At 63.9% G+C, this 13,869-nt stretch carries 13 protein-coding genes and 1 pseudogene; 7 read left to right on the forward strand and 7 right to left on the reverse strand.

Going from position 1 to position 13,869, the window contains the following annotated elements; all coding sequences use genetic code 11:
- Positions 1-32: 32 nt before the first annotated feature.
- From AC1Q5B_RS05435 to AC1Q5B_RS05450, 4 genes and pseudogenes are all read left to right on the forward strand, one after another.
- Positions 33-1,736, forward strand: a complete 1,704-nt coding sequence (locus AC1Q5B_RS05435; RefSeq protein ID WP_492630697.1) for an ATP-dependent nuclease — start codon at positions 33-35, stop codon at positions 1,734-1,736.
- Complete coding sequence (locus tag AC1Q5B_RS05440) at positions 1,729-3,159, forward strand: UvrD-helicase domain-containing protein (RefSeq protein ID WP_492630698.1); 1,431 nt, start codon at positions 1,729-1,731, stop codon at positions 3,157-3,159. The genes AC1Q5B_RS05435 and AC1Q5B_RS05440 overlap by 8 nt, the downstream gene beginning before the upstream one ends.
- A gap of 247 nt (positions 3,160-3,406) precedes the next feature.
- Positions 3,407-3,886 (forward strand): annotated as a pseudogene (locus tag AC1Q5B_RS05445) (TraB/TrbI/VirB10 family type IV secretion system protein); the annotation flags it as partial.
- 37 nt (positions 3,887-3,923) lie between these two features.
- The gene (locus AC1Q5B_RS05450; protein ID WP_492630699.1) at positions 3,924-4,118 is read left to right on the forward strand and encodes a helix-turn-helix transcriptional regulator; all 195 of its coding nucleotides are present in this window, start codon (positions 3,924-3,926) and stop codon (positions 4,116-4,118) included.
- 100 nt (positions 4,119-4,218) lie between these two features.
- On the opposite strand, the gene AC1Q5B_RS05455 is transcribed toward AC1Q5B_RS05450, so the two are convergent.
- Positions 4,219-4,890 carry a hypothetical protein gene (locus tag AC1Q5B_RS05455; RefSeq protein WP_492630700.1) on the reverse strand — a complete coding sequence of 224 codons (672 nt, stop codon included), beginning with the start codon at positions 4,888-4,890 and terminating at the stop codon, positions 4,219-4,221.
- A 122-nt stretch (positions 4,891-5,012) separates the two neighbouring features.
- Between AC1Q5B_RS05455 and AC1Q5B_RS05460 the strand changes: the two genes are divergently transcribed.
- Positions 5,013-6,560, forward strand: coding sequence for an LA2681 family HEPN domain-containing protein (locus AC1Q5B_RS05460; RefSeq protein WP_492630701.1), 1,548 nt, complete (start codon positions 5,013-5,015; stop codon positions 6,558-6,560).
- Between the two features lie 130 nt (positions 6,561-6,690).
- Here AC1Q5B_RS05460 and AC1Q5B_RS05465 read toward each other — a convergent pair whose 3' ends face one another.
- The 4 genes from AC1Q5B_RS05465 to AC1Q5B_RS05480 all read right to left on the reverse strand — a co-directional run bounded on the left by AC1Q5B_RS05465 (position 6,691) and on the right by AC1Q5B_RS05480 (position 11,850).
- Positions 6,691-7,980, reverse strand: a complete 1,290-nt coding sequence (locus tag AC1Q5B_RS05465; protein ID WP_492630702.1) for a tyrosine-type recombinase/integrase — start codon at positions 7,978-7,980, stop codon at positions 6,691-6,693.
- A 216-nt stretch (positions 7,981-8,196) separates the two neighbouring features.
- Entirely contained in the window at positions 8,197-9,747 is a 1,551-nt protein-coding gene (locus AC1Q5B_RS05470) for an MFS transporter (protein WP_492630703.1), read from the reverse strand.
- A 73-nt stretch (positions 9,748-9,820) separates the two neighbouring features.
- Positions 9,821-10,312: a hypothetical protein gene (locus tag AC1Q5B_RS05475; RefSeq protein WP_492630704.1), complete on the reverse strand. Its 492-nt coding sequence runs from the start codon at positions 10,310-10,312 to the stop codon at positions 9,821-9,823.
- Between the two features lie 11 nt (positions 10,313-10,323).
- On the reverse strand, positions 10,324-11,850 hold the full coding sequence (locus AC1Q5B_RS05480) for a coniferyl aldehyde dehydrogenase (protein WP_492630705.1): 1,527 nt from the start codon (positions 11,848-11,850) through the stop codon (positions 10,324-10,326).
- Positions 11,851-11,899: 49 nt separating this feature from the next.
- Here AC1Q5B_RS05480 and AC1Q5B_RS05485 point away from each other — a divergent pair, with 49 nt between their 5' ends.
- Together AC1Q5B_RS05485 and AC1Q5B_RS05490 are read left to right on the forward strand one after the other, a co-directional pair.
- The gene (locus AC1Q5B_RS05485) at positions 11,900-12,460 is read left to right on the forward strand and encodes a gamma carbonic anhydrase family protein (protein WP_492630706.1); all 561 of its coding nucleotides are present in this window, start codon (positions 11,900-11,902) and stop codon (positions 12,458-12,460) included.
- 38 nt (positions 12,461-12,498) lie between these two features.
- Complete coding sequence (locus AC1Q5B_RS05490; RefSeq protein ID WP_492630707.1) at positions 12,499-12,876, forward strand: VOC family protein; 378 nt, start codon at positions 12,499-12,501, stop codon at positions 12,874-12,876.
- Between the two features lie 7 nt (positions 12,877-12,883).
- On the opposite strand, the gene AC1Q5B_RS05495 is transcribed toward AC1Q5B_RS05490, so the two are convergent.
- A complete protein-coding gene (locus AC1Q5B_RS05495) occupies positions 12,884-13,519 on the reverse strand; it encodes a Pr6Pr family membrane protein (RefSeq protein ID WP_492630708.1) in 636 nt (211 codons plus the stop codon).
- A gap of 10 nt (positions 13,520-13,529) precedes the next feature.
- Positions 13,530-13,814 (reverse strand): YkgJ family cysteine cluster protein, encoded by a 285-nt coding sequence (locus tag AC1Q5B_RS05500; RefSeq protein ID WP_492630709.1) that lies wholly within the window; start codon positions 13,812-13,814, stop codon positions 13,530-13,532.
- Between the last annotated feature and the right edge of the window lie 55 nt (positions 13,815-13,869).

Here is a 13,869-nt window from a genome sequence, read left to right on the forward strand (position 1 = left end):
CGCGTTAACGGTGCAGCAAGCATGGGGGGGCGATGAAGATCAGAAAGCTGAGTATCCGGAACTTCAGGGGAATCCATCGGCTCGATTGGGATCTCCCCGACGAGAAAACCTTCTGCTTGATCGGCAAGGGCGATTCGACGAAGACGACGGTGTTGGAAGCGATCCGCTGTGCTTTCAGCCCGCAATGGAATCACGCGTTCAACGATTCCGACTTCTACCAGTGCAACACCGACAATCCGATTCAGATCGAGGTCGTCATCGGAGATTTGCTGCCCGAGTTCTGCGCGGAGCAGAAGTATGGCGCACACCTGCGCGGCTGGAACAAGGGGCAGGTCAAGCTGAACGACGAGCCGGAAGACGATGACGAACCGGTTCTTAGCATCCGACTCGCCGTCTCCAAAGACTTGGAACCGAAGTGGAAGGTCGTTACCGACCGCAACCCCGAAGGCGTCGACTTCAAGGCGGCCGACCGTGCCAAGGTCGGTGTCGGCCTGATCGGAACCTACAGCGAAAAGCAACTCACCTGGGCCGCAGGGACTGCGCTCGCGAAAATCACCGAATCCGACAATCTGAACGAATCGCTCGTCGAGGCGACGCGTGCAGCAAGAAGCTCGCTCGATGGGCAAAGGGCATTGGTTCTGAAGAAGTTCGATGCCGCAGCGGCCAAATCGGAGCAGGTGGCGAAGGACCTTGGTGTTCCAATCGGACACGAATACAAGGCACACCTTGATCTCAACGCGATCAGTATCCGGATCGGCGGCCTGACCCTGCACGATGGCGACATCCCTTTGCGGCAGCTAGGCCTTGGCTCGAAACGCATGCTGTTGTGTGGCATCCAACAGGAAAGCCTGGAGGACCAGCACATCACACTATTCGACGAAGTCGAATACGGGCTGGAGCCGCATCGGATAGCGCGTCTGATCAAGCACATCCGCGAGGATAAAAAAGGGCAGTATTTCCTGACGACGCACTCGCCGACCGTGCTGCGCGAATTGACAGTAGGGCAGCTATACGTGCTGCACAAAGAAGAAGATGCTATCCGCGTGGTTGCCGCCGCAGATAAGGAACTGGAGGGACTGAACATCCAGGGCCATATCCGCTCGAGCGCGGAAGCATTCCTGTCCCGCAAGGTGGTCGTCTGCGAAGGAGCGACCGAGGTGGGATTCCTCCGCGGCATGGACAATCTGTGGTCGGCCGCAGAGCGGCTACCGTTTTCATATCTGGGGGTGGTTCCGCTCGATGCGCATGGCGCGAGCAAGGTCAAAGGGCTTGCAACAGGTTTCAAGGCCCTGCACTACGACGTCTTAGTGCTCGCCGATGGAGACGCCCAGGCTCGGTTCTCCGATCAGGATGCAGTGGACCTGGACGGGAAAGGGGTCGCCGTCGTCATGTGGACAGACAAGCTGTCGATCGAGCAAAGGGCGATGGTGGACCTGCCTTGGGTGCAGGTGCTGGCGAGCACCAAGCTTGCCAAAGAGCTCGGGTTCCCAGTCCATGACCAAGTCAGGTCGAAACTCAACGTACAGCTCGATGACGACATCGGCGAATGGCAGGAGTCAGAAGATCTGCGCAAGGCCATCGGCGCTGCCGCGAAATCGTCCAACTGGTTCAAGAGCGTCGCGCACGGCGAGCAATGGGCGCAGACCATTGCCAACGCGTTCAAGGATGCCGCGTTCCAGCAGAAGGAATTCGCAACAAAGCTAAATCAGTTCCGCACATGGGTGGACAATGGATGATGGCCTGCCCAAGGTCTTGGCGGAGTTCAACGGCAAGGGCTATGTCATCGCCCCGGCTGGTTACGGAAAGACCCATCTGATCGCGAGGGCCGTGCAGGCGGCCACCCGCCGCCAGTTGGTACTGACGCATACCTACGCCGGTGTAAACGCGATCCGGCGGAAGATGCAACTGCTGCGGATTCCGCCGGCACAGTACCAGATCGACACCATCGCAAGCTGGGCGCTGCGCACCTGCCTCTACTTCCCGAAGACGTCGAAGTGGAAAAAGGACCACCCTACCGGGAAGGATTGGGGGAAACTCTATTCGATTTGCACTGCAATGCTGGACAGGCCGTTCTTACAGCACATGATCAAGTGCTCCTACGGTGGCGTCTACGTCGACGAGTATCAGGATTGCTCACAACAGCAGCATGATCTGGTCGAGGCTCTGGCAAAGCTGCTTCCGTGCCGTCTGCTCGGCGACCCTATGCAGGCCATCTTCGATTTCGGCGAGCAGCCGGTCGATTGGGATACCGCCGTTTACCCGAACTATCAATTGCTGGGCGAGCTTGTGACGCCTTGGCGGTGGAAGCAGGCGGGCGCGGATGAGCTCGGGCAATGGCTGGGTGAGGCGAGAGCGCTTCTGGCGCAAGACAAAAAGATCCCGCTTGCCGGAGAGCTACCGAATGGCGTGTACAGGAAATCGGTTGATCTCAATGACTTCAAGAATACGAAACGATTGAGCGTGTTCTACGAGCACTTGAAGAACACGGACTCAGTCATTGCCATTCATTCCGGTGACCAGAAATCCAAGAACAAGACACACAAGCTGGCGCAAGGATTGGCTGGAAAATTCTCCAGTATCGAGGAAGTTGAAGGAAAGGACCTGCATCGTTTCATCAAAAAGATCGATGGTGCCAAGTCATCGAACGATCGCCTTCGATGCGTGGTCGATTTCTGCAAGACCTGCTGCAACGCGGTGGATGGCGTCCTCACGGCGGCAACCAAGAAGGGACAGGAGGGAAAAGCTACAAAGGCAACCAGATGCCCCGACATTCTTGCGGCGGCGAATCGTTACCTCGCAACGGGATCCTGCAATGACGCGACTATCTTGCTCAGCCTTATCCGCGACCGTCCCGAGGTTACGATCTATCGCCAGGACCTTCTGAACAGAATGATGGGAGTGCTGCGCACATGGGGGGAGCACCCGAGTCGTACGCTAATAGAAGCCGCCAGCTTGTATCAGCGGGAGTTTCGTTACGCGGGCAGGCCGATCCGACATAACAAGCTCATCGGGACCACCCTGTTAGTCAAAGGACTTGAGTACGACCATGCCATCATTCTCGAAGCGGACGCGATGTCCTCCAGGCACTTGTATGTGGCGCTGACGCGCGGTGCGAAATCTATCACCGTCGTGACGGTGGAAGATGCCATTCCACGGTAATGCGAGGCGCGCCCGGAAAACGGAGCCTGAGTGATCCATGGCAAAGATGATTCCGCCCTTTGGGCCGAAGGAAACAGGAAGCGCGGGCGAGAAGACGGTCTATTCGATTCTGGCGAACGGGCTTCCAGACGAGTTCACCGTGATCCACAGCCTGCCATGGCTGAGCGCCGCCGTGAGGCAGAATGACGCAGGCACTGCGCCCACGGGAGAAATCGACTTCCTGGTGCTGCATCCCGATTTGGGTGCACTGGTGCCGCAGGGCTCGCGGCTGATCGGCCAGTACGACAGCCAGGTCGCCTACGGCCAGCGCCGGGTGCTGCTGGTGTGGACGCGCCTGATCCACCCGGACGGCTCCTCGCTGGTACTCGACCGGCTGCCCACGACCGATGTGGCCGGCCAGTCAGGGCTGGAAGATCGCGTGGACTGGCACTGGAACCGGATCTTCGCCGGCGCCGCGCTCTCGACCCTGATCGACGTCGGTGCCGAACTGGCCGCGCCCGACCGGGTGGACGCCGATGGTCGCATCGTCATCGCCACCCGCGAGAGCGTGCAGGAGACGGTCAACCAGGTTGGCCAGCAGGTCACCCGCCGCAATCTCGACCTGCAGCCGACGCTGACGGTGCGGGCAGGGTTCCCAGTACGGGTGGTGGTCAACCACGACCTGATGTTGCAACCCTTTGCGGAAGACCGCGATGTTTCCCAGCTCGATGCCCCCAAGAGACAGTGAAGGCGTCACGGATTGTGCTGTCCCGGCGTTTTATCGGATGGCCGATCTCGTTCGCATCACGGGTCTGAGCCGCGCCACCTTGTACCGACGCATCGACGAAGGGCGGTTTCCACCGCCAGTGCACCTAGGCGGACGCGCCTGCGGTTGGCGCGCGTCCGCGTTGCAGGCTTGGATCGACGATCCAGAAGGATATGCGGCCTTGCGCAACGAGTGTTTGGAACGTCGTCTCTGAGAGCCGTGGCTAGTCTCGCGCCACGCTGTTGAGGACGCTAATGGGAGCACCGCATGCTTCCCGCTTTCTGCAGCAGGTCCAGATAGGGTCGTGGTAGGCGCTAGACCTTGTCGGGCTCACGGGGGATGGTCGTGACCGTTGCCGTGATCTGCAGCCGCGGGATTCCTGCCGGGCGCGGAGGCGATTCCGCATCGTGCTTCGGGAACAGACTGGCGATGTCGCGGTACACCGCATCGATCAGTCCGCGGAGCGTCGAGAACGCCATTGAAAGTTTCTGCAACTTGATGCCGACACCCTCGCTATCTATGGCTACCAGGATCGGGCCGTTGGCCGTCTCTCCGCTGGCCAAGTGGGTGTGCAGGTGCTCTTGCTTGTTGCGGAACGCTCGCAGCAGGCGCGTGTCCGCCGCCAATGCCACCACCCGAGAATCGGGAAACTCCCCCCTGGCATGCAGGGCTTGGATGCAGGCAATGGCCTTGTCCAGCGACGTGATGCAGTCCTCCAGCTCGAAAGCATAGTCGAGCATCGGCAATGCTTGGCCGCTTGGATGCGAGCCGTTCGTTTCTCTGGCATCCATTAAAGTCAGCTTGCGCGCGTTTTCGTAGTGGCGAGCGGCCTTAGTCAGCGAATGTACCAGCCAGGAGCGCCAGCGCCGCTGCGTCGGCGTCTCCCCCGGCGTGCCCACGAAAATGCTGATCAAGAGCGAATGACTGCGCAGGCCCTCGATGTTCTGAGTCAGTGGCGGCATGCCTTTTGGCTGGGTTGGATTCATGGCTGCGATCGTCGGCTCGACTCGATAGGGTAGGCCGAACCGGCCTGAGGATCCATCGAGCGGCGCTGTACCTGGGTCGGGATAATGTGCCAGCGGGCGATCGGGAAAGGCCAGAGGACATCATGCAGCAAGGGGACAGCAAGGGCGGGCCAAGCTTGGCTGGCCTATCCGACGAAGATGCTTTGCAGATCATCGGTCAGCTCATCGACTTGGCCGACGACAAGGCTAGCCCAAAACTCGTCGACCACGCCTTGGCATTGGCCGATGAGCTTGAAGGTCGCGGTTTGGCAGCGGACCAGAGCGCGCTGCTCGACTACTTCAGGGCCAACGCTTGGGCCTGTAGGTACCACCAGCGGCATGCGGGCCATGAGGCGCTGTGGGAGTTCGAGCAACCAGAGCTGCGCCAGCAGGTGCTGCTGCTGCGCTGTGCAGCCTATGGCGAAGGCTTTCCGCTGCTGCCTCCGCTCCGCCGGTGCCAGATCCTGACCAACCTAGGCAACCAGCTCGATACGCTCGGGCGGTTCATCGAGGCGCGTGCCTGCTGGAATGCTGCCTTGGCGGTCGATCCGGACTTCTGGATGGCGCGTGCCAACCGGGCTCGTGCGCTGATGTTCTACGCAAATGCCCTTTATGACCCTGGGCATCAGTGCGTGTTCGCGCATCACGCACACCGGGAACTGACCCAGGCCGTCGAACTGATCACCAGGCATCCGCACTTGGGCGACCCGCGGCTAAAAGAGATATTCGTGGCGTCCGCTGCTGAGATCAAGCGTCGCTTCGACCTCTCTGCCATTGCCGAGAAGTATCAGCCGAATACGGGCGGTCTTGGCCGCAGTGAGAAGGAACGCACGTACCGTCGCTGGTGCTTGGCAAACACATTGTTCCTGAACCCGTTGAACGACGTTGAACAAGCTTCTATTGCATCAGCTGACGTACTGAACCTGCCAACTTTCACTCTGCCCATCGACGAGCCACCTGTTGTGCTGGGGATGTTCAACGAGCTCAAGCAGACCTTTGCCTCCGCGCGCTGGTTGCTGTGGGAAGGAGTGAGCAGTGACTCGGTCCACTTTTCCGACCGCGGCGTGACCTTGTCCAATACCTTGGACTACCCGTCTTACGGGCTCAACGTCGAGAAGGTCAGAATCGCGTTCCGGATGGCGTACTCGATCTTCGACAAGGTCGCTTACTTTCTGAACTTCTATCTCCGTTTGGGGATCAAGGCGAATCGCATCTATTTCCGCACGCTCTGGCGCGACAAGGAACACGGTCCGCTGCGCGAACGCATTTCAAGCTCACGCAACTGGCCGCTGCGTGGCCTCTACTGGCTGAGCAAGGACCTGTTCGAGGAGGGAATGAAGGATTCGACGGATCCGGATGCGCGGGCCCTATCCGAATTAAGGAATCATCTTGAACACAAGTACGTCAAGGTGCATGAGGATCTGTTGTCGATTCGGCGTGACTTTGATCCGTTTCGCGACAAGCTCGCGCACATGGTTTCACGTCCCGATCTCGAGCGGCGGACGCAAAGGCTATTGCAGCTTGCCCGATCCGCGCTGATCTACCTGTCGCTGGCAATGCACCACGAGGAGCGAAAGCGGAAGCTCGGAGGCGATCAGAGTTTGGCCGCGCCGATGAGCTTTGGGATCTGGAGGGATGACTGGAAGCGGTAGCCTCGTAAATTGTTGAAGCAGGCCCCTTTAATGAGACGGCTATGGTTTGGCGCGCTTGCTGACACCACGGCCTTGAGAAGATTGACCGTGCAGCGGGCCTTGTATCTGGATATTCGATGATCCTGAGGACTTATGCGACCTTGCGCAGCGAGCGCCTAGACTGCCGTCTCTTAGAGCCGCGGCGGGTCTCGCGGCGCACGGTCCGCGGCGTCGGCGGCAACACGGCATTCTTGCCGTGCTTCTTGTGTAGCAGGTCTAAATGGTCCGCCCATTGCTGGAGCATCGCCCGCCGCTCTTTGCGATAGGCATAGCGGTTGTAGGCAGCGCGCACTGCGTTCGCAGAAACATGCGCCAAACACCGCTCGATGACATCGGCGTTGGCGTGGCGACCGTTGAAATGGGTGCTGAAGGCAGCGCGCATGCCGTGGGGGGTCCCCTTGCCACCGAACCCAAGGCGATCCATCAGCGCGTTAAGCGTGCGACCGGCCATCGGGCGGTTCGGATCGCGGCGATTCGGGAACAGATACTTCTGTCCCTTCGGTGTGATCGCGCGCCATTCGGAGAGCAGCGCGATCGCCTGCCTCGGGAGAGGCACCCAATGCGGATGGCCTGCCTTCATGCGTTCGGCCGGAATCTCCCAGCCGCCGTGCTTGAAGTCGAACTCCGACCACTCCGCGGCCGTGGCTTCGACCTTCCGACAGGCGGCCAGCATCATCAGCCGCATGGCGGTGCACGTACCGAGCTCATTGACGCCAAGCGCCATCGCACCCAGGAACTCGCCGATCTGCGGGGGCGACAACGCGGCATGGTTCTTCTGCTTGCGCTTCTTCAAGATGCGCAAGGGCGGCACGGGGTTGATTTCGAGCAAACCCGAATCGATGGCGTACTCGAAAATGCCCCAAAGATAGTTGCGAAGGTTCCGGGCAATCTCTGGCGCCCGCTTCTCGACATCTTTCAGGATGGCCGTCAATTCGAGACGCGTGATGCTGGCAATCGCGCGGGTCTTGAGCTTCGGCAACAGGTCGTTCTTGATCTCGCGCCGGCGTTGCCTGACGGTTCCCGCCTTGAGGTCGACTGATGTTGCGTCGTCCCACTGCGCGCAGATGGCGCCGAACTCACCCTTGTCGCGGTTCAGATACTCGATCGCCAGCACCTCGCGGCGCCGCTTGCGCTCCTGGACCGGATGAATACCCTGCTCCACCAGCTTGCGGGACTTCGCGTGCTCGGCGCGCACGTCGGCCAAACTGACCTCGGGGAACGAACCGAGCGCCTGCAAGCCCTCGACGCGACCGATACGGAACTTGTAGCGCCAGAGCTTCGAGCCGGAAGGCTGCACGAGCAGGAAGAGGCCGCCCGAGTCGGCGAGCTTGTACGACTTCGCTCGCGGCTTCGCGGACTTGATTTGCAGGGTGCTCAGCATCGCGGATACGTCCGATTTGCGTACCCCCAAAACTACCCCCAGCTTGTCGCGCTTACAAGGACGCTTCTGAGATTTCCTGATACAAACGATGCAGAGAATACTGCTGAAAACAAGCCATTTTTTGACATTTATGAGGCGGTGCGAGAAGCCATGAAATGTCGTTTCCCACTTCAGCTGGCGATCTTCATGGCGGGGATTCTAAGTCAGGAAGGCGGATCAGGCGTTCGTGGTCGCCGGTGCGCCGTGACCGGCGCCTTCGCCGTCGCGCATCAGGCGTGCCGCCATCCACGCGGCGAGCAGCATCATCGTCATGCCGAACACGGCGATGGCGCGCATGGCATCGGTGAAGGCAGTGCGTGCGGTGTCGGCGATCAAGGCCCCGGCCTGGCCGCCGACCTCGCCGGCCACCGTCATCACGCCACCCAGCGTGGACAGCGCGCGCGTGGCATCGGTGTTGTCGAGCGTCGCCGGCAATGCGGGATCCAGCCACAGCCGATATGCCAGCATGCCCAGGCTGCCCAGCACCGCGATGCCCAGCGCACCGCTGAGTTCGGCGCTCGTTTCCGCCAGCGCGGATGCCGCACCCGCGCGTTCCGGCGGCGCGGTGGTGATGATCAGTTCGTTGCCGACGGTGAACACCGGCGCCATGCCCAGACTCATCGCCAGCATGCCGGCGATCAGGATCCACAGGCCACGCGGCGGCGTGACCAGCGCGGTGACGCCGAAACCCATCGCCGCGAACAGCAGGCCGCGCACCATCACCCGCCGCGCGCCCCAGTGGCGCGCGAGCCGCGGCGCCAGCAGCGAACCGACCGTGAAGCACAGCGACCACGGGATGGTCGCGATGCCGGCCTGCAGCGGCGTCAGCCCGAGCACCAGTTGCAGGTACTGGGTCATGAAGATGTACACGCCCATCATCGACAGGCCGGCCAGCGCGTAGGCGACGATGGCGGCGGAGAAGGCCGGCCGCTGGAACAGCGTTACGTCCAGGAACGGATAGGCGAGGTGTTTCTGCCGCCGCACGAACAGCACACCCAGCGCCACGCCCAGCAGCAGCACCACGATGCCGCGCGGATCGAGGCCGTACTCGGCGATGCGCTTCAGCCCGTAGACCACGGCCAGGACTGCGAACAGCGACTGCGCCATGCTGGCCGGGTCGAGCCTGCCGGCGTCGGGATCGCGGTACTCGGGCAACAGCCGCGGCCCCAGCACCAGCAGCAACACCATCACCGGCACCGCGGCCAGGAACGCGGCGCCCCACCACCACCATTGCAGCAGCAGGCCGCCGACCAGCGGGCCGATCGCGCCGCCGACCGAGAACGCCGCGATCCATACACCGATGGCGAACTGCCGCTCGTGTTCGTCATGGAACATGTTGCGGATCAGCGACATCGTCGACGGCGCCAGCGTGGCACCGGCTATGCCCAGCAAGGCGCGCATCGCGATCAACATCTCCGCACTGTGCGAGAACGCCGCCAGCACCGAGGCCGCCGCGAACGCGGCCGCGCCGATCAGCAGCAGCTTGCGCCGGCCGATGCGGTCGCCCAGCGTGCCCATCGTGATCAGGAAGCCCGCCACCAGGAAGCCGTACACGTCCACGATCCACAACAGCTGGCTGGCCGTGGGATCCAGTTCCGCACTGATCGCCGGCAGCGCCAGGTTCAGCACGGTCAGGTCCATCGCATAAACCATGCAGGGCAGGGCGATGATGGCTAGGCCGATCCATTCGCGGCGGGTGGCTTTGGCGGGCACGGGGGTGGTCGACATGGCGGTCCGTCAGGGGGTGTCATCCCGTTCGACGAACGGGGCTGGCGATTTTCGACCAGGAACAGACGCCGCGTTAGCCGTCTTCCACGTCCACATGGAGGTGCGGGAAATGTCCCGCCAGGTCCCGCGCCCACTGGATGGCGTCATAGGGCACGCCACGTTCGGACGGGAAGTGCAGCAATGTACCGTCGTGGCGGTACATGAAGAGGCGGTCCTCGCTGTCCTCGGGGCGTTGCACGCGGATGCGCGCGACGTCGTCCAGCGCAATGGCGCGTTCGCCTGGGCCGAGTGCGTTGTCCCACCACCACAGCGTGCGCGTGGACAGGTCCAGGCGGCTGCCCCAGTAGCGTGCATGCACCAGCATCCCCAGCGCGGCGCCGGCGAATACGAACCCCATCACGAACACCAGCGGTACCAGCCACGGCGCGCACTGCTGGCCACTGGCATCGCAGTTGCTGGCCGGATCCACCGTCAGGCCGGCGTAGATGAACCCCGCGCCGACCAGCAGCATGCCGTATACGCGCAGGTCGCGACGGCTGCTGCTGGACTGCCGGAGCTTGCGCATGCGTTGCGCGGTCAGCGGATGATGAAATCGATGAACCGCGCGACCTTCGAATACGGCGGCTTCAGCAGGTCGCTGCCGGCGCGGCGTGGCTGCCACAGCACCGGCAATGCCTTGCTCATCGCGTCGAAGCCGGCGCGGCCGTGGTACGCGCCCATGCCGCTGGAGCCGATGCCGCCGAATGGCAGCGCGTTGATGCCGAAATGCAGCACGGTGTCGTTGACGGTGACGCCGCCGGCCAGCGTCGCACCCAGGATCTTCTCCACGCGCGCGCGGTCGTGGCTGAAGGGATACAGCGCCAGCGGCCGGTCGTGTGCGTTGACGTAGGCGATGGCCTCGTCCAGCGAATCGACGGTGCGGATCGGCAGGACGGGGCCGAAGATCTCGTCCTGCATCACCTTCGCGTCGTCGCCGGGCTCGATCACCACGGTCGGCGCGAACAGGCGCTGCGCGCGGTCGTGCTTGGCTGCCAGCGGAATGACCTCGTGACCGCGCTGGCGGGCGTCGTCCAGATAGCCTTCCAGCCGCGCGAACTGGCCATCGTTGATGATGCGGGTGAAGTCGGCGGCGTCGGACAGGTCGCCGTAGCGCGCCGCGACCTGGTCGCGCAGCGCCTGCACCAGCGCATCGAGGCGCTGGTGGCCGACCAGCAGCACGTAGTCCGGCGCAATGCAGGTCTGCCCGCCGTTGAACCACTTGCCGGTCGCCAGACGTGCCGCGGCCTGCTCCACCGGAAAGTCGTCGCAGACGATGGCGGGCGACTTGCCGCCCAGTTCCAGCGTCAGTGGCGTCAGGTTCGGTGCCGCGGCGGCCATCACCTTGCGCCCTACCGCGGTGGAGCCGGTGAAGACCAGGTGGTCGAACGGCAGGGCCGCGAACGCGCCCGCCACCTCGGCGCCACCGGCGGCCACGGCGACGCGCTCCAGCGGGAACACCTCCGCCAGCAGCGAGCGCAGGAAGGCGGTCGTGCGCGGCGTGTGTTCGGACGGTTTGAGGTAGACATGGTTGCCGGCGGCGATCGCGGTCGCCAGCGGGATCAGCGCCAGGTTGACCGGATAGTTCCACGGCGCGATCACGCCGACCACGCCGACCGGTTCCTGCCGGATTTCCGCGCGCGCCGGCCAGAAGCGCCAGCCCACACCGACGCGCTTCGGCTTCATCCAGCGGCGCAGGTGCGAGGCGAGGTGGTCGATCTCGTTGAGCACGGTCATGCCGTCGGCGATCAGCGACTCATGCCGTGAGCGGTGGCCGAAATCGGCGGCGATGGTGTCGGCCATCTCCGGCAGCCGCCGCTTCAGCGCGTCGCGCAGCCGTTGCAGGTCGTCGCGGCGCTGCGCGTAAGCCGGCTTGCGCGCCTGCCACGCGTCGCGCAGCCGGCGCAGCGATGGGGCGAGATCGTCGACCGGCGTATCGCCGTCGGGCGCACGTGCGTCGTGATCCGGAGCGGGGGTCCCACCCGCATTCGCGGCCGTGATCGCGGCATTGGCGGCGGTGATGGCCGCGTTGGCGGCGGTCGTGGCGGCGTGCGGGAAAGTCGTCATGGCCCGAGTGTATGCCTTCCCTTTCGGGCAGTCGCACTACAATCCGGGCATGGATCCGAATCTGACCGCCCTGCGCCCCTACCTTGACCGCTTTCCCGTCCTCGGGCCGCGCGTCTACGTCGATCCGGCCGCCACCGTCATCGGCGATGTCGAACTGGCGGAGGATGTGTCGATCTGGCCGGGCACCATCCTGCGTGGCGACGTCAACGTCATCCGGGTCGGTGCGCGCACCAACGTGCAGGACGGCACCATCGTCCACGTCAGCCACCACAGCCCGTACAACAAGGCCGGTTATCCGACGCTGATCGGCGCCGACGTCACCATCGGCCACGGCACCATCATCCATGCCTGCACCATCGAGGACCTGTGCCTGATCGGTATGGGCGCCTGCATCCTCGACGGCGCGACGGTGAGGAAGTACGGCTTCCTCGGCGCCGGCGCGGTACTCGGCCCGGGCAAGGTGGTCGGCGAAGCCGAGCTGTGGCTGGGCAATCCCGCCCGGTTCGCGCGCGCGCTCACGGAGAAGGAGATCGAGAGCCTGCACTACTCGGCCGGGCACTACGTCAAGCTGAAGGACCGTTACCTGCAGCCGACCCCGCCTGCGGCATGATGGCCGGCGGCGCATCCCGCGCCGCCTGGGAGTTCCGCATGGCCTGGAAACCGCAGGGCTACACTTCGGTAGCCCCGTACCTCGTGGTCGACGGCGCGCAGCGCACGATCGATTTCCTCGTCGCGGTCTTCGCGGCGGAACCGCTGCGCATGCACCCCATGGGCGACCGGCTGGGCCATGCGGAAGTCCGCATCGACGACACCGTGCTGATGCTGGCCGACGGCATGGAGGGCTGGCCGCCGATCGCCAGCCACGTGCATCTCTACATGCCTGACGTCGACGCCACCTGGTTGCGCGCACTGGCTGCGGGCGCCGAGCCGGTGCAGCCGCCGGAAGAGAAGGGCGACGGCGACCGTCGCGGCGGCTTCCGCGATGCGGGCGGGACGACGTGGTGGATTTCCACGCAGGTCGCGTGAGCGGCGGTCAGCGCGCCGGCAACCGGCGCTCCAGCGCACGGAACGCGAACGCGGTGGCGAGCGCGGCGACCACGATGATCACCAGCGTGACGCTTACCCGTCCGTAGCCCAGCTTGTCGGCATTGAGGAACGGATACGGGTACCAGCCGGTGATCGCGCCGTGCGCCATCGTGTAGGCCAGCCAGGCGACCGGCCACGCGAACGCCCAGCGGATCGTGCGGGCATCGATCCGCGGCCGTGGCCCGAACAGCAGCCAGCCCGCCAGCGTCCAGACCGGCGAGAACTGGTGGAAGCCTGCGTTGATCCAGGTACCGATGCCGCTATGCTGCACCAGCCCGGACAGCAGGGTGGCGAACACCACCCCCGTCACCGCGATGCCCAGCAATGCATCGAGCCGCAACACCCGCCAGACCGGGCCGTCGCGATCGGGCCGGATGACCAGGCTGACGGCGGCGGCCAGCACCAGCAGATTGCTCTGCACGGTGAAGTAGCTGAAGAAGCGCAGCAGTTTCGTCGCCAGCGGGACGGGTGCGACCGTGGAGGTGGTGTTCACGTCCTGCCCGCCGCTCACCAGGAGCACGAGCTGCGCGATCACGGTGGCGGCAACGACCACCGCGAGGACCAGGTTCCAGAAACGCTGCATGCGACGTCTCCTAGCGAGGGGAAAGCGTGGGCGGTGCGGTGGCGCGTTCGAGGGCGGCCAGCAGCACCAGGGCTTCCTGCCGGCTGGCCCCGCACATGTCGGGGCCCGGCCTCAGTGTGCCGCAGAACGTCGGGCGCTCGGGCCGGCCGAACAGCCGGCAGCGCAATGCGTCGTCCAGCTGCACGCACGGCACGCCGGCCGGCTTGCCCTCCGGCATGCCGGGGATCGGCGAGGTGATCGAAGGCGCGGTGCAGCAGGCCGCGCAGCCCGACCGGCAGGAGAAGGGAGTGCCCACGATGGCGTGCAGTGTAGGCCCTCGCGTGGCTGGGCAAGGCTGGCGTTCGCGGCTA

It is taken from the genome of Pseudoxanthomonas sp. GW835-FHT14C01 (assembly GCF_058793715.1).